Raw genomic sequence first — 20,052 nt, 5'->3', positions numbered from 1 at the left:
AGACACCCTCCTAGGCAGGAACGAGGCTCGTCACCCCATGTTTCACAGACGATCTATTGAGAAATAGCACTGTAAGATTCATAAAGACCATCCCTAAAGGAATTGCTTGAACCTTCAGGAGGCCGCTTAACGTAAACACAGTGCCTACAAAAACCAACGCGCCAATACTCTGATTTATAATGATACTTCGGTCAGCACCCACCGAATACAATTGATAATGTGAGACAAGTCCGAACACTTGTAATGAAACAGCAGCCAGCAACGTTGGTAACAGATACATATTTTCCAAGAAAATATCCTTCTTCAACCACGTTACGTAGCCGTATATAAAGAGATAACAAACAGGAATGAAAACGAGAACGAGTAAGAAAATATGCAAATACATTTTTTGAGCAAGGCCAAAAAACGCTGAATATTTTTTTTCCTGCCAATTTTTGATTTGTTGAGGATAGTTGAAATGGAAAATACAAGCATCTGCAAAAGGGATAAGCGCGCTGACTACACTGAAAAACAAGGTATAAACACCCAAAAGTTCAGCTCCACCGATCCGGTCAACCAGGTACCGGTCAATGGTGTAGACCCCTTGCGCAATGAGCGTCGAATATAAAAATGGCAAAGAGCTCAACACGCCTTTTTTTATCCATTGAAAATCAATGGTCTTAACCCGCTTAATTTCAATGTCTCTTTGTATAAACAATACTCCCAGAAAACATGAGGTCGCAGAGCCAGCCAACCATGTACAAAATAGTACTTTTAATGTTCTGAATTCTGGAAAGATCAGGCAGAGAATAATCAAAACAATCGGCCAGATTCCACTTCTTAAAAACAACAATAACGTTGCCTGTAACGGTTTTGATAGCGCTATTAGCCACCGTTGTTGCTCTTGAGAAATATGCTCCGCCAGCATTATAGGAAAGATCAATACAAATAACTTAAATGGAATTATTTCAGAAAAAATCAAATATGACGCAACAGGAACCAACAGTAGGTACATAAAGAGATGAAAGATGAGTTGTTGTTGAATGATCCAGCTATGGCCTTCTTCCGTCTTAACCAATAACCTTGTTGTATATGAATAGAACTGGCCACCAACTATTTCGTTACAGTACGCCACAGTAACTAAAATTAATCCATATGACCCAAGGTCACTGAGTGAAAAGAATTTTGCCAAAAAAAGTGTAAGAAGCAATTTAGAAACTAATGTTGCTCCTCTCATGGCAAGATTCATCATGCGTTGAAAAAACAAATAATACTCCAATTTGCTTATCACAACTTTTGGTGGCTACAGGCACATTATGAAAAACAGCCGACGACCTCTTCAAATGCAAATCGTATTTTCTCTAGATTCTCTCGCTCAGCCACAGCCTCATAGCTACGACTATCAGCAAAGTTTCCTTCAAAGCTATTACACAAGATGCGCTCAAGTTTTTTAATCCTGCTTTGTGGAGAATTCTCGATCTTGCTGCTTAACGAAAGCAGCTCTTCCACAGAATCTTTGTATGGATTAAATTGATCCACCACCATGAGGTCACTAAAGTACATTTTGCTGGCCGTTACTGCGGGAACTCCCAGCAACGCAGCCTCAAAGCAGCTTGTGCCTGTAACTGAAATTACCATACTGGCTTTCTTGATGAGCTGATGACTGTCCTCTTTAGGACTCACTAACACCACGCCAGAAATCTTAGATAACTCTTTGTAAAACCCTTTAGGCCGGCAACCTACAGAGGGAAGATGCTCTTTAACTAAAATTTTATATTTTGCCGGAGTCGTTTTTGATATTGCCTGTATAAATTCTATCTGGTTGGCAAAGGTGTTCCCATAAACGTCTATGCTTGATTCAGGCTGAACATGCAGGGTTATCAATATATACGAAGAAGGCACTACCATCTCAGCTGGAAAGACAACGGATGTTTCAAGCAGAGCTTTTCGTAAAATAGCCGTTTTTACTTTATCAAGAATCAACTGATGCAAACTTGGGGTGCACATTGAATTCTTTTTCCCGGATACCATCATGCGAACCTGTCGAAAAAGTGAAATAAGATTTTGTTTGTTTGCAATATTAGATGGTTCTTCTAAATAAAAGTAATCCGGTTTTTCTCCTTTGTTCACAACAGCAGAAAAGGCATCAGATGCAATCTCTTCCATATTACAGGCATTTTCTCGCTGGTACATATCATCGGGTGACAAATATTCAAAAAAACAACTTCGGGACGAAGGAATGCGGACTGTTTGAGGGAAGTAGTTTTTAATCTTTAAAACCTTAGCAACCTCTGCGATCACAATTTCTTGAGCCCACGTAGACTCTTGAAAAATAACGTTAATATCATGCTTTGTTAGGAACATATCAACGCTTTGAGCGATAAATCCTAAATAGCAAAGAGCCTGTTCGTAACTCTTTTCCCTAAGAATACGATCCATCGAAATAATTCTATTTAATTTCACAGAGAACTGCTTTTCGTAACGCAAAGCTATTTCATAAAGCTCAGCATGTTCATGCTCTAAGCTCTCAAATTTCTGCATAGAAATATCGCAGATATGTTCAGCTGGAATTCCGTGTTTTGTGTAGTAGTCGAATTCTGTCTTCTGGGCACAGAGAATATAAGGAACCAACAAAGAAGAACTGTTTATAGCTTCAACCCATGTCCGCGTAGTCAAGTAGCTTTCAACTATAGCAATATTTTTCATATGCTCATCCATCTTTAATGTAATATGTCCCAACTCACTGGCGTACCCATTTCAAGATCAGTGCTCGCTTTTCGTCCAATTACAGTCTCTAAGTAACGAGGGTGTAAGCCATTTCCGGGACGAATAGAGCGTACATTCTCCGAAGTAAACAACTCCCCTTTTTTCATGTCCTTAACAACAAAAAGGGAACGTCTTACAGTTACAGTTTCCTTTTCCTTCTCCGTCAGCTCATAGTTGACATGGCCTAACGCCTTTTCAACAACTCTGATGTCTTGAACCAACTGTTTGAACTCATGCGGCTCCATAGAAAAACTTGAATCAGCCCCACCATCTGCCCGAGAAAGCGTTACGTGCTTTTCTATTACTTTAGCTCCCAGACTCACAGCAGCCACAGCTACTGCAGAACCCAGCGTGTGGTCAGACAACCCGACAGGACAATTAAACGTTTGCGCCAAGTTTGGAATTGTCAAAAGGTTAGCCTCTTCCGGTAAAGCTGGATAAGCAGAAGTGCATTTCAGCAGTACAATGTCCGGACAACCACCTTCTCGTAACGTGCTGACCGCCTCATGAATTTCAGAAAGCGTTGCCATGCCTGTAGACATAATTACAGGCAGTTCAGTCGAAGCAATTTTTTTAAGTAACGGTATGTCAATGACTTCGAAACTTGCCACTTTGAAACAAGGAACACCCACATCCATTAAATAATCAACGGCTGTATTATCAAATGGAGTTGAGAAACAATCCATTCCCAGCTCATTGGCAAGAGTCTTAAGATGCTGATGCCAGTCCCACGGCATGTATGCTTCTTCATATAAGTCATAAAACGTTCTTCCAGCCCAGCATGATGTGCCTTCAATTTTGAAGTACGGCTGCGACGACGGAATCGTTAAACTGTCTGCAGTATACGTTTGCAGCTTAATTGCATCAGCACCAGCGTCCGCTGCTGCTTTGATGATTGCTTCAGCTCTTTCTATGCTGCTATTATGATTAGCCGAGAGTTCAGCAACAATATAAGTATGTTGTTCTTTGAGCATTTTCTTAAAAAAGTTAGTTTGCGACACTAAAATCTCCTGTTACGATCTCTACACATCTATCAGGACCAAGGTGAAAAAACGTATCAAGGCAAGCCATAAACGGGACAAACTCTGAGTTCTGCTGTGTATATTCTATGAGTTCAGGGTGGTGATAACGCACGTCGATATTTGAGTTTTGAAACGCCTCCTCAATCCCATACGCTTTCCCGTTACCTCCTGAAACATACTCTGTAGCTCCGGCTAATACGCAAATATCTCGTATCTTTTCAGGCCCGTAATCAGCGCATTCCCCTCGCGTCTCTATATCCGTGGCAAGAGCCAACTGAGGGGTAAACCCTAAGTAAGAACACAGCACTTCGAGTTGGCTACGAATGACCGTTGTATAATCCCCATCACTCTCAAAGAATGCCTCTAAAATTCTTTTTTCAAGCATATCCAGAAGAGAACTGTCATAGTACTTCGCATCAGCGTAATACCTTTTCACTACCGAGATATGATCGGTAATCCACTGACTGTCCTGTATCTTTGTATTGCATATTAACGCCCTGCTTGAAGAGCTGATCGGAACTGTCAACCATTTGGAATCAGGAACAAGCAGCTTGTTTCTATTTTCCCATCCCCGCCCTTGCCGCTGCACACTATCCAGCAACACAAACAAATCGGCGTGGTATAATCTTTGTAGATAGCTCATTACAGGCAGATATCGTGGTTGAGAGATAATTATTCGCATGGCTATTTTTTCTTAGCTACGACGTTAAACGCTGAATGAACAAACTGATCAAAAAGACTCGTTTTTACTACCTCATCAAACTCCACGAACTCCCACTCATCAGAGAAAAGAGAACGAAGTTCTTCCTCGGAATAAAATGTTCCACATCCACCTGCCACAATTAACGGTTCTATATTTTCTTCATCCAGACCATTTTTGACAGATGTATAATGCGAATGTTTCTTGCTATACATCTGCATGAAGAAAACGCCGCCTTTGACCATTGAATCCGCGATTAACTGCACAGCCTTTCTGGCATCTTCTCTCGCACAGCAATAAAGAGAGCCTCTATCAATCGTCATATCAAAGGAATCAGGAGGATAAGAAATTTGAGTAAAATCCTTCACCAACAAATCACCGTTGACTCCAGCCTGCTCAAAACGCTTTTTTGCATCAGTAATTGCAGTCACAGAACCATCGACACCCGTCACAACGGCTCCCTCTCCTGCTAGCGCTCTAATATTACTTCCAGTTCCGCATCCGACTTCAAGAACCCTCGGAGCAGCACCAAATAATGACCTATATTGAAAATAGAATGTTATTACAGAATCCCAGGGGTAATTTTGATTATGGCCATTCTGGTATATGGCCTCCCACGCTGGATCAAACGCTTCACTCATAATTAGCTCCTAAAAAATTAAAATCGCGCTCTGTACAATACAAAGGCCTCTGCAGCATTACACCCACTGTGTGCACCACGTAACCGAGCAAGATGCTCTACAGCTTCAAAACTGCGGGGATGGGGAAATGCCCGCATCTCCGATCGGTACGCTTCTAGGGCGCTAAACTTCTCAGAAATAAATTCAGAAATGTTTACGTAAAAATTAGGGACAAAAGTTGGCATCGCATTCGGCGTTGCATATTCAGTGCTGGAAAGTACTTCAAAACCCAAAAGAGACACCTGCTTCGCTTCAGGAAGAGGACGAAACGCTGTCATTACAGCACGGTGTGTTATGGAATGATCAACATTCAGATCACCACTGTGATGTGTGATTACTAAGTCCGGTTGAACGTTCTCAGCATGTTTTTCTATAATTTTTATGACGTCCAAAAGCGGAACCGTATCAAACTTGTTATCAGGAAGGGCTCCATAATATATGTTTGCAACTCCCAACGTCTGTGCGGCAATTTGAGCAGAATCTGTGGCATGAGTCCGCTCTGAAACCGATGAAGAATCTTGACGGGATGTTGGCCCTTCTCCCAGCAGCAAAACAGAAACTTCCATTCCTGCTGCAACAGCTTTTGCAATTGTTCCGCCGCAACCCAAAACTTCATCATCGGGATGTGCAGCAACAACAAACATTTTTTGGGAATTACTTAGCATATCCATTCAACCTATAAAAAGAGCTTGTTGTGCTATCGCCCTCGACATCACCTTCAAGACAAAAGCCAGTACTTAAAACAAGTTGTATTGCAACGGGATTCGTTTTTTTAATATACGCCCTCAACTTAGCGTCTGGATTTCTCATAAAAAAGCATTCCGTTGTAGTCATGGACGCGTTATGCCCCCGACCACCGCCTCGAGCGTTCTTTGCTAGTGCGATGCTTGCGACATAATCAGCTCCATCCTTGTCGAAGCGAACAAATCCTGCGACTGCCTGATCCTTCATTACAACATAAAACGGTTCGTCTTTCTTTAGTCGTTCCGCGAACCAGGCAAGATGATGCTCCAAAGAGAACGTAGAAGTTGAGAAAAATTTCCTTCGGGTTTCTTTAGCTGCGACGATAGGATATATCTCTTCAGCATGTTCACTCTTTACCGGCATTATCGAGAACGGAAAAAGGAGCATGCTTCCTGCCACCAGACCACTACCGTCAACAGGAATATCTATGGAGTCCGGGACAATTTCCCCGTTAATAATTTTCTGAAGCTGCCCTAACCCTCTCAAAGAGTTTTTAAAATACTGTGCAATTTCCTTCTGATTCTCCGCAACTTCAAATACGACAAATGGAACGTTAAGAGCACCTAGTTCCCAGCATGTTGAACCACCTGCAGTAATACAAAAATCTGCCCACAGCATATGTCGGGACATGTCATGCGCCTGTTGTATTATTTCAACAGTTGCAGGAGAATCTGCCAGCAATTCATTCCATTTTTCTACTGCAACACTACCGGCGATAACACGTAAGGTGCGCCCTTTCATTTCCGCTGAATGAAGCACCTGCTTGAGCTGGTCAAAAGTATGCGACTCGTCTCCTCCACCAAGAGTAAGGAGTATGTTTTTTATTTGCGAAGAAGGAGTGCATTCTTTAGATAAATGCCGTGCTTTAATGATGTCCTGCCGCAATAACACATAATCTGAACCGAGCAGACGAGTGCCAATCTCACCACGGTATTGGATGGTTGGCGCGTTAATATTTTGATTAAGCAGAATGTCGCAACAATATTCAGGCAGATGGTTATAATCATCTATCACCAGCAAACGATGGCCTGCATTTTTCACGGCCTTCTGGCATTCAAGCGAAAAATGATAGCCGTCCAGCACGACCCAGCTCGCATCGTAATCGGACAATTCACTCAGAAGAACTGAAGCATCTTGCTCCGGCGCTACATCCCCTTCCAGATAGTTAACAGAAACACCTTCTTTACTCAGGCGCTCCCGAACCCAAGGGACTGTAATATGCCCGACAATGACAGATTCATGCCCGACTCTTTCCAATGCCTGCATCAAGGCTAAGCAACGCATCACATGTCCTGTACCCATGCTGGGGGTAGCGTCAGCACGTATAACAATAAGTTCACTCATAACTGTCCTGCCCCTTTTAGAACTCGATACATAATTTCAGCCCTAGCCCAATCATCCATGTTATCGATATCCTGAGTTCGATAGCGCGGAACTTGAATCCCCACAGCACGTCCTGCCTGAATGTCATTCCCGCTTAAGAAAAACTCACCGGTTCCCCAATATATCTGCCCTGTATCATGAAATAATTCAGGAAGGTCTTGCGACCTGACATCCAGATATTCAGGTTCAAGCATTGACATCCGCCCTTGATCATCCTGCTTCAAAGCCCAAAAAGGAGGAGCCGCAAAATTCGTCACAGTAAACGCAGCAGGGGCAGTTTTTAACGCATCATGCCCACGGGTGAGATCCTCAACTGTTGTGAATGGAGACGTCGCATAAATACAACAGATAGCATCAACCTTTTGTCCCTGTTCTTGAAAATGCGTTAATGCATGCATGAGTACCGGACCCGTACCTGTAAAATCATCTGCTAACTGTGCTGGTCGCATAAAAGGAACATCCGCTCCAAATGATCTCGCCACGTCTGCGATTTCTTCATCATCCGTTGAAACTATTACGGATGAAAATAGTCCGGAACGTAAAGCAACATCAATTGAATAGGCTATAATCGGCTTGCCACAGAAAGATCGAATATTCTTTCTGGGGATTCGCTTACTCCCGCCTCGAGCAGGTATTACAGCTATATTCATATGCCCCTCTCCCTATGCAATCCTGCCAAAACCAGAAACCGTAGGCTTCCCGACAAGCTTAGACATGATATCTTTTGTGTTTGCGATTGCTGAAAACGCGATATCTGTAGCATCCAAGTACTGCTCTACCTGTTCAAAAGTATGAGCGTACATCGCGTAATAGCTTTCACCTGCTAAGAAACCTTGCTCAAGCATCAGCTGAATAAAGTATGCATTTTTTACGGACTCTTCTTCCTCAAAGGAAAAGTGTCCCATTGGCTTCATTCCACCAACGTGAATGTCTAATCCATATTTTTGTGCCAATCGTACCCAGCCTTCTTGCACAGCAGTTCCCAGTGCGACTAAGCGATCACCTGCATTCAGTTCACGATGTTTCTTCAATGTTGCAAGAGCCGCGACCGGCCCTATTCTTTCAGTCCAGTTGGTAGAGCTGATAAAAGAATACTCAGCAGCGCGCATAACACGTTCTTTACCAATGACAGCCGCAATGGCGTACCCATTGCCCAAGCCTTTTGAGAACACTGCAATATCAGGCTCAAAACCAGGAAACGTCAGGTGCGCTCCACCTGTGTTATAGCGTAAGCCTGCAGAGATCTCGTCAACGATAAGCGGCACATCATACTTGTCTGCAGTGCTCCGCAAAGATGAAAGAAACGCTTCCGTAGGTTCAAAATTCCGAATCGGCTCAGTAACAATAGCTGCGAGATTGTCTTTATGCTCTTCTGCCAGTCGTTCCAGTTCAACCGTATCGTTATATACAAACGGGAAAGCAGTACCGCATAATTCTCGCGGTGCACCCTGCGGAGAAAGACCCGCAATCAAGTGATTATCTAATGCGCTTTCGTCCGCAATATTTGCGGAAATATACCAGTCGTGCCATCCGTGATACCCGCAAAACAACACAACGCTCTTACCTGTTTTAGCTCTGGCCAGCCTAACTGCAACTGCCATTGCTTCTCCTCCAGAACGGGTAAAGCGTACCTGTTCTGCCCAAGGGTGAAGTGTGCATAATTCTTCAGCCAAATCGACTTCTTCTGCACAATTCAAACTTGAGGCAACACCATTATGTATTGCGTCGCATACGGCAGCATCTACATCTTCATCTGCATATCCAAGAATGCACGCTCCAATGCCCGAAATCGACATATCAAGATATTTTTCCCCATCTAAATCCCAGACATATGCACCCTTCGCCTTTGAAAAATACGACGGCCAGATGCCCTCACTAAAACGGGTCGGATTTTTGGATAACAACTGAGTAATTCCGGGAATAAATATCTTCGCTCTTTCTTGTGTACTTATAGATAGTGACATTCTTATCTGCTCCAATATAACGGACTGAGCACTTGTTCCTTTTGAGGTGGAAGAATAGCAGTCAGTTTTTCCATCAAAAAATCTTCATTAGCCAATGGTACAGCTTCGAGATTTTCCAGAACCTGCTGCGCTGTCTCTGCTCCAAATAAAACAGAAGCGTCCGGATATGATGTCAAACACCAGGCCAATGCTGCTGCCGCTGGTGTAATCCTTCTCTCGAAACAAACTGAACGAAACTCAGTCAAAGACGGGCTGAGTTCCTGCAAAAACGGAGGTAATTTTTCTGGTTCCATGCACAACACACCTTGAAGTAAGGTGCTGCGAATATGAATTTCTTTTCCCAAAGTCTTAGCTTTGAAGAAAAAACCAGCCGATTCAAAACGTCTGTCAAAAAGTGATGCAGGGACTTGGAGCACATTAATTATTGAATGTTCAAGCGCTTCCAATGCACGTTCAGGCGTGTACACAGAGATACCAATTCGTTTTACTTTCCTCTGGTCAACTAATTGCTGCAGTGCATCGCCGATTTCTCCATGAAGTAGATCCAAGTGATCTTCATCATGCAGCATCAAGCAATAAAGTGATTTCACTCCTAAGCGATCTAAAGAGCTTTCTACATCACGTAACAACTCGTCCCCGGCATTTTCTGACAATTCAGGCGAACACTTGGAAATAATTTTAGCATCTCCAATGCCTCCTTCCTTCAAAGCTCGACCTAACACTGTCTCACTTTCACCATATGCCAACGCTGTATCAAAACATCGAATCCCACCACCATAACTAGTGGCGACAATTGAATTTGCTATATTTTGCGACGGCTTTCCTGAAGTATTGGCTATACCATAATCAAGCCCTAACTGAACTGTCCCTAAAACAAGCCTACTCAGCATAGTATGCTCACTAATGTTACGATTTTTAATCGAAGAACCTAGCCACTCTATCGATATCCGATTCGTGCATCCCCACCCACATTGGCAAACTCATGATTTCTGCATAAGCCTTTTCTGCGTTAGGGCAGATGCCTTTGGAATATCCGAGAGATTGGTAGTAAGGATGTAAATAGACAGGAATATAGTGCACATTGACGCCAATATTACCTTCCCTCATCTTGAGGAAGAGCTCGTCTCGGCATTTAGTGCGCACCACATATAAATGATAAGCATTTATGACATCACCAGAACATACTAACGGGGTCGCACATCCATTCTCCAGTTTGGGAGAATAAAGTTGTGCAAGCTCATTCCGCTTTACAAGCCACTTATCCAGCTTTTCTAACTGGGAAAATCCTAATGCACACTGAATGTCGGTAAGGCGATAGTTAAAGCCAAGCTCCGTCATTTCATAAAACCATGCGTTATCTTTATCTCTTTGACGAGTATCTACTGCTATTCCATGGCTGCGAAACGCACGCATTTTTTCGGCTAAGACCGTGTCGTTAGTAACTGCCATTCCGCCTTCGCCGGTAGTGATATGTTTCACCGGATGAAAACTAAAAACAGTTATGTCTGCTAATGTACCAATTTTTTGGCCTTTATATTCTGCTCCGATCGCGTGGCAGGAGTCAGCAACAAGACTGAGATTATGCTTTTGGGCGATAGCTCTTAACGCATCCCAACCACAAGGATGCCCTGCATAATCGACAGCGATAATGGCCTTCGTCTTCGAGGTGATGTTTGCTTCAATGGACTCAACATCAATCAACAACGTATCGGTAGACACATCTGCAAAAACCGGTTTTGCACCACAATACAATACACTGTTAGATGTAGCAGCAAAGGTGATAGCCGGAACGACTACCTCATCCCCTGCTGCAATCCCTAAAGCATGTAATGCGGCATGCAATGCGGCAGTTCCGCTATTAACAGCAACGCCATACATTGCACCGGTATATTCACAGATAGCCTGCTCAAACTGCGCAACTTGGGGGCCTGTTGTAAGCCAGTCTGACTGAAGCACAGAGATTACAGCCTGAATATCGTCGTCATCAATAAGCTGCCTGCCATAAGGTAGAAACGCTGCATTTTCCATTTGGGTTACTCTTCAGCGTACTGGTCAAAGTCGAGAATTCTCTCAACTGACAAAAACTCAGGGTTTGTACCAGAATGATAAGCATCCCCTTGTGGTACAGGCGCTCCATGTTCTCCAAGGGGGTTACATGTGTAGTCACACTCGATGGCATAGAAGACAATTGATGGGCGGATGACGTAATGGTCATTAAACTCGAGTGTTAAATGAGAATCATCAGCCGGACACATAATTTCATGCAACTTTTCACCCGGGCGGATCCCGACGATTTTAACAGGCGTACCTTTGCCGTATGCCTCTGCTAAATCCATAATTCTTACTGATGGAATTTTAGGGACAAAAATCTCACCGCCTTGCATCCGTTCAAAATTTTTCAATACAAAATCAACGCCTTGTTGCAAGGTAATCCAAAAGCGAGTCATACCTTCATGCGTTACTGGAATATGCGTTGCGCCGTCTTCGAGCAGTTTTTTAAAGAAAGGTACGACTGAACCACGAGACCCCACGACGTTGCCATAACGAACAACAGCAAACCGTGTATCTTTTCCACCCGCGCTATTGTTAGCCGCTACAAAAAGTTTGTCTGAAGCAAGCTTTGTCGCACCATAAAGGTTGATAGGATTCGCAGCCTTATCAGTTGAAAGGGCAATGACTTTTTTAACGTTGCTAGCAATTGCGGCTTTGATTACATTCTCTGCCCCGTAGACGTTTGTTTTAATACACTCCATGGGGTTATATTCTGCTGCTGGTACCTGCTTTAACGCTGCAGCATGAATAACGTAATCAACTCCATTCATTGCCTGCATCAGACGCTCACCATCACGTACGTCGCCAATAAAATAACGCATACATGGATCGTTGAAATGCTGCTGCATTTCAAACTGCTTCAATTCATCACGAGAAAAAATAATGAGCCTTCTCGGCTTGTAGCGTTCTAAAATCGTTTTGGTATATTTTTTCCCAAATGAACCGGTTCCGCCTGTAATTAAGATCGATTTATTATTAAACATGAATCACCACTCTTCTTGAATGTTCATATGACTAAAAATAAAAAAATTACATCAATACGAATCCAACTCACCCATAAAAACATCAGCTCCCCATCTGTGACTCCAGCATAATACAACTTCAAATTACATTGATTAGATCAAAACAGATAACTTACTAATTTAACAACATATCACAGCAACACCATCAGCACTGCAAGGACGCCGGACACAATAGCACTTGCCCCCACAATAAACTCTTTTTTCGTCTTTAAAGGTTGATGCCCTAATTCAGGAGCAGAAAGCACGTGCAATGAAATAGTTGAGCCGACTTCATCAATACGGGCACTTACAAGTTGCTTGCTTGCGGCCTTATACATTGTATATAGCGCATCAAGCTCGTATTGAGATTCTTTAGACTTACTCTGTGAATTAAGAACCTTCGCTTCCAGTACATTAATAGCTGTTTTTAATGTTGCCAGTTGCTCTTCAATTGCTTTGCGATGCTGTATTAATGGATTATTTTTTTCGCTCCGAACATACTCCTGCAAACCTTTGACTCCAGCATCTGCCAGTTTTTTAGCTGACTCAGGAGACGTAGATGTCCATGTAATAAAGACTGTTTCTCCATCCGCGTTCAACGAGACATCAGGAATGGAATTACAGTACTCGGCCATCTGACTGAAACGGTATGAAGCTAGATCCGCCTGACGTTCTGAATTGCAAGGAATACCGACTTTAATCGCGACTTCAGAATAGTACTTAGGAACAAGTACCTTGTACGCAACACCTCCAGCGCACATTGTACTTATCATTACAGTTGCTATAATAAATATTTTTTTGTTCCATATACGCTGCCCAATCTCTTTAATGTTCAATTTTTTTTCTATTGTATCTTTCATTTTACTCTCATCTTTTACTTACTTTTCATTTTTTTTACTTACGACTCACTGAATTTGTTTTTATTGTAAAAAATAAATCATCATAGATATTAAAAACACGTATTAATTATTTTATTAAGAAAATTAAAATTAAATTTAACTTCAGAGTAAAAAAAATTGCACTATGTGATCATATTTACTGTTTTATTAAGAATAAAAACATGTTCTTAATACTACTATTGCTATCATCTATTTTCAGTTTTCATTATTATACAATGATAATATAAAAACATTTTTCTTTTCGCAGTGAAATACTCACAAATATCATGTTTTCACAATTCATCAGTGCTGATCAAAACTTACTCCCTGCGGATAGATCATAATAAGTATGAAAAAAGTTGCCTAAATATACTCTGATCTACACATTGTTAAAAAAACAAATGGGAGATTTTGGACACATAATAGCTCAATAAGTTGGACTGTATATGATAAAATTATACTTGAGCTAAAGCTCTGTCACAAAAACAAACAAGAGCTTGAGAAAAGCATATAGAGTCTTACGAAAACAATTTTTATCCATTTAAAACAGAAAGTTAGTCCATATGTAAATTCATTATGCACTCGCCTTTGCGTTCAACACATTGGAAAACAGAATAAAACTCCAAAAACAAAAAAAGGGACTTACGTTTTAACGTAAGTCCCTTTTTTATCTAAACATAGACATCAATAGTTTCTACTCTACGATTCTTTTAAGCTATAAACTCATAATTTCAAAAAGATACTAAAAGTAGCGAACACTGTCAGAAGAATTCAAAATTCAGATTATAACACTTCTATGCATGCTCGAGCGAGATAGGAAATGTTACCAAAGAATTAATAGGGGCGGTGGGTAAAGCATAGAAAAAGGCTATGGAAGGAGAATCTCTAGATATGCGACTTCTTTTAAATCAATTCCAAATAAATATGCTGATATGCCATATCAACTGCAACAAAGAACAACATAACGCCCATAAGGTAGTTTACATACGTAAGATAAGAAGTCTTTATTACACTTTTAGAAAGTAACGAGCCAAATATTGAATAAATAAATGGTGCTCCAAAGCCAAGACAGCCAAGCAAAATAGACCAGGCGACAATTGCTCCCCCCTCAATACCAACAGCAGGAAAATGCACTGTCGCTATTGGCAACACAACCAACATACATTTGGGGTTTAACAACTGCATCAGTAATCCTTCTTTATACGTAAGATTAACTGCCGCGCTGTCTTTATCAAATGCGCTGCCTGAAGAAGACAGTATTTGATACGTAAGATAAAAAATAAAACAAACGCCAACTCCAGCAATAATAGGCAACTGCTTTTCGCTTATCAGTGCACTTCCGGTGTATCCAATCAAGAGAAACCAGAAACATAAAGCTGTTGCGACGCCTAAAGAAAACGGAACATGCTTATATGAAGCTCTCTGCATTCCGTTAGTTAAACTAAGAATGTTAACTGGACCTGGAGTATACATTACTCCAATTGCATAGAAAATTATCCCTAACATGTCGTTGCCATTATCCTTCTATTTGTTTTTGATATTGCCTTGGAGATATCCCGTACGATTTTTTAAAGTGGCGCGTCATATGGCTTACATCAAAAAAGCCATACTCCATCGCTACATCTGTTGAAGACAAGCCAAGCTCAAGAGATTTTCGCACCAGATTAATTTTATAGTTCAGTATGAATTTATGCGGAGGCAAACCGAACTGGCTCCGGAACAGGCGGATAAAATGATATTTGGACATATGCACCTCGCTACTGAGGTCATCAATCGACATATCTTGTTTGATATTATCGCAAATATACTCCTTAGCCCTTACTAACAGGCTATCTTTTTTATCGCACCACGCATCCGGCTGGAACGTCCCCATCCTTTGACTGAGACGTCTCGCAAACTGATAAAGGAACCATTCATACTCAAGTGAAGAGTTCTTTGCTTCACTGACATGTTTTGACATTCCCAAAACAAACGAATGCAGTACCTTATCAACAAAAAGATTCTCTTCACTTCGGAAAACGTTATCATTTTTCTTAGCGGCACAATCCAGAAGCGGGTAAAACTCGCTGGGGTCGAAATACAGCATCTGGTAACGTAACGTCAGATTCTCAGCAGGGTTTCCATTATGTACTTCTTCCGGATTGAATAAGATAACACTCCCGGGGAATGCTCTAAGCTGTCGCCCCCTACATGAAAATTCTTGAATGCCATTTAAGGGAGCCCCAATTGCAAACTCCTCATGCGCATGCTTTCCATAAGAGAAATCAGTCATAACTGCTTTTAGCAGCATCACTCCTGCACACTTATCTGCACTCAAAAACTGAAACTTATTCTTCTGCTTTGCTGACATTCTCAATCCTTTGCCTTGTTTCAAAGACTAAACAATCTATTAGGCAAAATCTTGGACAAAATTGCTCAATTAACTATCTTCCTGATACCACAGGGGATAACAAGTTACTATCAACTCTCATTTAGCCTTTTATGATGAATAACCTACCATCAAAACGTAAAGGACAGGAAAGGGAAAAACCAGAGACAGAACGCAAAAAAGGACTTTCACCACACCTGCTGGCATGCCGTAAGCCCTCAAACTATATAAATCCACCAATCAGAATTGAACCGAATCCCTACTGAGTTACGACCCTCAGTTTACATGTTCAATTCACGCCGCTGGGTCCAAATGTTACCAGAAATGCCCTCGACAGGTATCACTTTTCCCTTTGGCGAACATGACCTTAGGATACAAACCAAAAATCAGCCAAACAATAAAAGCTTTCCCCAATCATCAGCAGTCTGTACCCGCCACGTAAAAACGTCCTCTCTTCTATTTAACCAACAGACAGAGCTGTCACATAACCACAACCTGTTCCACAAAAGTGGCAAAATCATCCACCCGCTGTTCAGGAAGATTAGGCATCCTCGCCCTCTTCATTAGGTTCGCTATCAACACAAACTGGTATCACTATCTCAAAAGTGCTCCCCTGATTCTCAGAGCTACTGACTGATATTTCCCAACCATGTTCTTCCACAATTTTTCTAACCGTACAAAGCCCCATACCCACACCATCAGCAAGAGAAGAAAAAAATGGATCAAAAATGTAGCTTACAATCTCAGAGCTTATCCCTACGCCATTATCCTCGATTTTAAAGAGACACCCCTCCTTAAGAGGCTCTGCAGTAATTGCTATGCGGCAATCCTCTTTTCTGAACACAACAGCATTCATTAACAACTCTTCCAACATACGGACAACAAGACTCCTGTCTGCTTCAATCATCAGATCATCAACATCAACACTCATTGTTGCAACTTCTGCAAAATTGATATCCTTAGATGCAAGCTTCTTTTCCGTTGCAGCATATGCTTCGTCCACAACCGTTTTCAACAAGACATCCTTTTTCACTCCACGCGAGAGTGAAGCAAAGTCGGAAACAGATGACACAAGTGCTTCCAGACGGGCGGCCTCTACTCGAATAGTATCCAGCTGAGGAACAACATCTTCTCCAGCCATAAGTTCTCTGACGGCAATATTCGCGAATCCTGCAATGCTCATGGTTCTGTTACGAATCTGATGGGCAACAGACATTGCCAGTTGTAAGAGACGCTGACGATTTGTATCTATTGTTTTTAAATCACGGAAAGAACGTAATGCCGTGGTAACAGTGACAAACAACTTCTGCGCTGTCAGTTCTGTTTTTTGTTTGTAGTCATTGATATCAAGTTCAGAAATAACTTTGTTTTCAGGAGCCTGACCCGGCTGCCCCGTGCGCAAGATAATACGAGTAAAAGGATTGTTTAACTCCTCACGGATACGCCGTGCGACATCCAAACCGGCATGATTATCTTCCATCACGACATCTAAAAGCACTACGGCAATATCTTCAGTATCCCGCAACAACTCTATAGATTCCTTGCCGCTATAGGCACTGATCAAATCAAGTCCGCGTCCCTCGAAGGTAAAATCGTTAAGAACCAAACGAGTTACGGCATGAATTTCCTCCTCATCATCCACAATAAGTATCCGCCACCGCTGCGGTTCACGAGCCACTGGCTCTAAATCTTCCTCATCAGCAAACAACAGATCTTCATCAACTACCACAGGCCATCCCCCTTTCAGGTTTAACTCTCTGTTTCCTGCTCAGGTAATATTGGAAACGTGATAACAAATCTGGCACCCTGACCGAGTTCACTGTGACATTCAATAACTCCACCGAGCTTACGTGTCACAAGATTCCACACAATATGCATGCCGAGCCCAGAACCACCACTGCCCATTTTTGTCGTAAAGAATGGCTCAAAAACTCGCTGTATTTGCTCCGGCGTCATGCCTTTTCCATTATCCCGATAATCAATGCTTATATCTCCATTTGTACGCCTTAAAACAATTTCTACAACACCATTCTGCATTTCTTCAAAACCATGCACCAACGAGTTGCTTATCAAATTCGACATAATTTGCATAATCACCCCGGGATATGTCTTAACAATCGTCCCTTTGGCATCTCCTTCGGCATGCAACTCAACAGTATGCGTTGAACGCTTCCAGCGTGGACGCAAGCTTGCCAACACCTCTCCCAGATAGCCGTACAATTCAAACTCACGTAGCACTTCAGAAGTCTGATCCACAGCTACCTGCTTAAAGCTTTGCACCAAACTGGCAGCCCGACGCAAATTAGTGACGGTAGCGGCCAAGCCCTCATCGGCAACATGCATAAACTGCTCAAGTGTTGAACGTTTGAAGCTCCCTGCCTTGTACTCTTCTTCAAGCTTTGTAAGGCGTTCTTGCAGGTAAGTAGCACTTGTCAAACCGATACCTAGCGGTGTGTTAATTTCATGAGCAACTCCGGCAACCAATCCACCGAGTGACGCCAGTTTTTCCGCCTCAACCAATTGCTGCTGTGCGTTTTGCAAATCCGTTAAAGACCTTTCCAGCTCTGCCGTACGTCGTCGTACTCGATCTTCAAGCTCCTGGTTTAGCGAGGCCAACTCAGCCTGTGACTTTTTAAGATCTGTAACATCAGTTATAAATCCCTCAAGCATTGCTTCCTCTTCCGCCTCCTTCACATACCGCCCTCGTTCTAATACGTGGCGCACTTCACCGGATGAAGAATGCAGTCGATATTCAACAGTAAAACTATTACTGTGCTCAAGCTGTGCATCAATAGTCATTCTGGCTTTTTTTCTGTCTTCATTTGCAATAAGTGACGAGAAGGAAACAACTCCACCCTCCTGCAATTCTTCAGGAGAATATTCTACAAGATCCTTGCTCCCCTCACTTACAAAACGCATAAGCCAATCGGAACCAGATACACTTCTGTATGCCATCCCGGGCATATTTTTCAACAGTACAGCGAACCGCCTACGACTTTTACGCAATGCCTTTTCAACAACTCTTCGCCGTGCAATATGTACCATCTGAAGAAGAACAATAAGAAAAAGAACACCAATTATGATTTCAACTATAATAATATATTCTCGGTACATCTCAAAAAAAGAAACGGGGCGGTCCAAGATGATACTTCCCTTAGGCAAAGTGTCCTCAGCAATATTCCAACGCTGCAATTCTGGATAGCGGAACATAAACTTGTTTGCGCCAGTGCGAACAATAGGAATACTATTAACAGCTGCTCCCGCCAGAATACGCTTTGCCATCTGGGCGGCCGACTTTCCCTGAAAATATCCGCTGATGACATCTCCTCCAATAACTCCCTTGCGCAAATTGAACCCTAAAAGACAGTATACCGGAACCGGTATATCTGCCGTAAGAAGTTCACCGATGCTTTCATATGTATAGAACTGCCGTCCCTCGCTGTCCCTGAAATAGACCCCGAGCAAAACCGCGGTATCTTTTCCCAGTGAAAGCAGTCGTTCGCGTAAACGACCAACTGGCTCTTCTATGTTATGTTCAAAGTCCACACGGTCTTCAAGGTCTCTGAGCTCTTTCAGAATGTACCGCCTCCAACTTTTACCTGTCTTCAGGTAATCATTAATCACGAATATTTTCTTGATATGAGGATGGTTACGGAGCATTTGCTCCACGGTGGCACGGGGCGAAGGAGTTTCTTCAGTTCCGGTAAAAAGTGAAACATTCTTAAGCATGTATGGCTTCAAATCAGCTACACCACAAAAAACAACGGGGATATTCGGCCATAAATCATCACGATGGTAGCGCAGGAAGTCGAAAGCATAGTTGTCTGAAGAAATAATAACACTAAAAGAAATGCCCTTATAGCGTTCCGCAAGCAGCTTTTTATAAGCGAGAAAATATGCTGGTGAGAACACCATTTTGGTATCCATATTATCAATATGGAGTATCAAATTGTTTTTTTCAGGCTCCAAAACATCCACAACAGCACGGGTCAAATTTTCCACCCACGTCATTCGTTGGTGATATGAGTTCAGCAGTAGAACATGTCGTGGTTCATTCTGTGCATACAACGATGAAGGCAGCATAGCCATGGCAGTCCAGATTACTCCCAACAAAACCAAGGCAACAGAGAGTTTGTGGCATCGCTTCATTCCATTCCCCCTCACAATCTACAATTCAGGCTACTACCAGTGTACGTTATACACACCTCCCTCACATTATTATAACAATCGAACCATGTTCCATTCTTTACAAAATAGGATGGCAAAAACGGTTCCACCAGACAGGTAGAACCGTTCATTTCGGAACCAACTAATCAAGAATTTCCCAAAAACAAAAAACCTCCTTATACTTTCTTGCATAGGGAGGCTTATTTTACTGGAGCCAACAATCGGAATTGAACCGACGACCTACTGATTACGAATCAATTTTTTTGCTTTCAAACCACTTCATAGTACATCATACAACAATCTATTTAAACTAGACTTTCTTTAAAAAGACACTCATTATACGTCATC

At 42.2% G+C, this 20,052-nt stretch carries 17 protein-coding genes; all 17 read right to left on the bottom strand.

Annotated elements, in window-relative coordinates:
* Positions 1-10: 10 nt before the first annotated feature.
* Complete coding sequence (locus ACZ5V1_RS03595) at positions 11-1,246, bottom strand: lipopolysaccharide biosynthesis protein (RefSeq protein ID WP_464390650.1); 1,236 nt, start codon at positions 1,244-1,246, stop codon at positions 11-13.
* Between the two features lie 47 nt (positions 1,247-1,293).
* A complete protein-coding gene (locus ACZ5V1_RS03590; RefSeq protein ID WP_464390649.1) occupies positions 1,294-2,685 on the bottom strand; it encodes a capsular polysaccharide export protein, LipB/KpsS family in 1,392 nt (463 codons plus the stop codon).
* Between the two features lie 14 nt (positions 2,686-2,699).
* Positions 2,700-3,746 carry a pseudaminic acid synthase gene (pseI, locus tag ACZ5V1_RS03585; RefSeq protein WP_464390648.1) on the bottom strand — a complete coding sequence of 349 codons (1,047 nt, stop codon included), beginning with the start codon at positions 3,744-3,746 and terminating at the stop codon, positions 2,700-2,702.
* The gene (locus tag ACZ5V1_RS03580) at positions 3,733-4,449 is read right to left on the bottom strand and encodes a WbqC family protein (RefSeq protein ID WP_464390647.1); all 717 of its coding nucleotides are present in this window, start codon (positions 4,447-4,449) and stop codon (positions 3,733-3,735) included. Before ACZ5V1_RS03580 ends, pseI begins: the two co-directional genes overlap by 14 nt.
* Positions 4,450-4,451: 2 nt before the next feature.
* A complete protein-coding gene (locus tag ACZ5V1_RS03575) occupies positions 4,452-5,108 on the bottom strand; it encodes a class I SAM-dependent methyltransferase (RefSeq protein WP_464390646.1) in 657 nt (218 codons plus the stop codon).
* Positions 5,109-5,125: 17 nt separating this feature from the next.
* Positions 5,126-5,812, bottom strand: coding sequence for a PIG-L deacetylase family protein (locus ACZ5V1_RS03570; RefSeq protein ID WP_464390645.1), 687 nt, complete (start codon positions 5,810-5,812; stop codon positions 5,126-5,128).
* Positions 5,802-7,235: a UDP-2,4-diacetamido-2,4,6-trideoxy-beta-L-altropyranose hydrolase gene (gene pseG / locus ACZ5V1_RS03565; protein ID WP_464390644.1), complete on the bottom strand. Its 1,434-nt coding sequence runs from the start codon at positions 7,233-7,235 to the stop codon at positions 5,802-5,804. The genes ACZ5V1_RS03570 and pseG overlap by 11 nt, the downstream gene beginning before the upstream one ends.
* Positions 7,232-7,924, bottom strand: a complete 693-nt coding sequence (gene pseF, locus ACZ5V1_RS03560; protein ID WP_464390643.1) for a pseudaminic acid cytidylyltransferase — start codon at positions 7,922-7,924, stop codon at positions 7,232-7,234. Before pseF ends, pseG begins: the two co-directional genes overlap by 4 nt.
* A 12-nt stretch (positions 7,925-7,936) precedes the next feature.
* The gene (locus ACZ5V1_RS03555; protein ID WP_464390642.1) at positions 7,937-9,238 is read right to left on the bottom strand and encodes an aminotransferase class III-fold pyridoxal phosphate-dependent enzyme; all 1,302 of its coding nucleotides are present in this window, start codon (positions 9,236-9,238) and stop codon (positions 7,937-7,939) included.
* A gap of 2 nt (positions 9,239-9,240) precedes the next feature.
* Positions 9,241-10,128, bottom strand: coding sequence for an aldo/keto reductase (locus tag ACZ5V1_RS03550; protein WP_464390641.1), 888 nt, complete (start codon positions 10,126-10,128; stop codon positions 9,241-9,243).
* 25 nt (positions 10,129-10,153) lie between these two features.
* Positions 10,154-11,266 carry a UDP-4-amino-4,6-dideoxy-N-acetyl-beta-L-altrosamine transaminase gene (gene pseC / locus ACZ5V1_RS03545; protein ID WP_464390640.1) on the bottom strand — a complete coding sequence of 371 codons (1,113 nt, stop codon included), beginning with the start codon at positions 11,264-11,266 and terminating at the stop codon, positions 10,154-10,156.
* A gap of 5 nt (positions 11,267-11,271) precedes the next feature.
* Positions 11,272-12,273 carry a UDP-N-acetylglucosamine 4,6-dehydratase (inverting) gene (gene pseB / locus ACZ5V1_RS03540; RefSeq protein ID WP_464390639.1) on the bottom strand — a complete coding sequence of 334 codons (1,002 nt, stop codon included), beginning with the start codon at positions 12,271-12,273 and terminating at the stop codon, positions 11,272-11,274.
* Between the two features lie 170 nt (positions 12,274-12,443).
* On the bottom strand, positions 12,444-13,151 hold the full coding sequence (locus ACZ5V1_RS03535) for a hypothetical protein (RefSeq protein ID WP_464390638.1): 708 nt from the start codon (positions 13,149-13,151) through the stop codon (positions 12,444-12,446).
* A 921-nt stretch (positions 13,152-14,072) separates the two neighbouring features.
* Complete coding sequence (locus tag ACZ5V1_RS03530; protein WP_464390637.1) at positions 14,073-14,675, bottom strand: LysE family translocator; 603 nt, start codon at positions 14,673-14,675, stop codon at positions 14,073-14,075.
* A gap of 10 nt (positions 14,676-14,685) precedes the next feature.
* Positions 14,686-15,519: an AraC family ligand binding domain-containing protein gene (locus tag ACZ5V1_RS03525; RefSeq protein ID WP_464390636.1), complete on the bottom strand. Its 834-nt coding sequence runs from the start codon at positions 15,517-15,519 to the stop codon at positions 14,686-14,688.
* A gap of 559 nt (positions 15,520-16,078) precedes the next feature.
* Positions 16,079-17,266 carry an ATP-binding response regulator gene (locus ACZ5V1_RS03520; RefSeq protein ID WP_464390635.1) on the bottom strand — a complete coding sequence of 396 codons (1,188 nt, stop codon included), beginning with the start codon at positions 17,264-17,266 and terminating at the stop codon, positions 16,079-16,081.
* Positions 17,267-17,286: 20 nt separating this feature from the next.
* Positions 17,287-19,686, bottom strand: coding sequence for a sensor histidine kinase (locus ACZ5V1_RS03515; RefSeq protein WP_464390634.1), 2,400 nt, complete (start codon positions 19,684-19,686; stop codon positions 17,287-17,289).
* Positions 19,687-20,052 lie beyond the last annotated feature (366 nt).

Source organism: Halodesulfovibrio oceani subsp. galateae (assembly GCF_055397225.1).
This window is presented reverse-complemented; position numbering and strand designations above follow the sequence as displayed.

Coding starts and splice junctions, on each gene's coding strand:
- ACZ5V1_RS03555 (WP_464390642.1), bottom strand. CDS start 9,238: ATGTCACTATCTATAAGTACACAAGAAAGAGCGAAGATATTTATTCCC.
- ACZ5V1_RS03530 (WP_464390637.1), bottom strand. CDS start 14,675: ATGTTAGGGATAATTTTCTATGCAATTGGAGTAATGTATACTCCAGGT.
- ACZ5V1_RS03515 (WP_464390634.1), bottom strand. CDS start 19,686: ATGAAGCGATGCCACAAACTCTCTGTTGCCTTGGTTTTGTTGGGAGTA.
- ACZ5V1_RS03580 (WP_464390647.1), bottom strand. CDS start 4,449: ATGCGAATAATTATCTCTCAACCACGATATCTGCCTGTAATGAGCTAT.
- ACZ5V1_RS03575 (WP_464390646.1), bottom strand. CDS start 5,108: ATGAGTGAAGCGTTTGATCCAGCGTGGGAGGCCATATACCAGAATGGC.
- ACZ5V1_RS03525 (WP_464390636.1), bottom strand. CDS start 15,519: ATGTCAGCAAAGCAGAAGAATAAGTTTCAGTTTTTGAGTGCAGATAAG.
- pseC (WP_464390640.1), bottom strand. CDS start 11,266: ATGGAAAATGCAGCGTTTCTACCTTATGGCAGGCAGCTTATTGATGAC.
- pseG (WP_464390644.1), bottom strand. CDS start 7,235: ATGAGTGAACTTATTGTTATACGTGCTGACGCTACCCCCAGCATGGGT.
- pseF (WP_464390643.1), bottom strand. CDS start 7,924: ATGAATATAGCTGTAATACCTGCTCGAGGCGGGAGTAAGCGAATCCCC.
- ACZ5V1_RS03535 (WP_464390638.1), bottom strand. CDS start 13,151: ATGAAAGATACAATAGAAAAAAAATTGAACATTAAAGAGATTGGGCAG.
- ACZ5V1_RS03570 (WP_464390645.1), bottom strand. CDS start 5,812: ATGCTAAGTAATTCCCAAAAAATGTTTGTTGTTGCTGCACATCCCGAT.
- ACZ5V1_RS03550 (WP_464390641.1), bottom strand. CDS start 10,128: ATGCTGAGTAGGCTTGTTTTAGGGACAGTTCAGTTAGGGCTTGATTAT.
- pseB (WP_464390639.1), bottom strand. CDS start 12,273: ATGTTTAATAATAAATCGATCTTAATTACAGGCGGAACCGGTTCATTT.
- ACZ5V1_RS03590 (WP_464390649.1), bottom strand. CDS start 2,685: ATGAAAAATATTGCTATAGTTGAAAGCTACTTGACTACGCGGACATGG.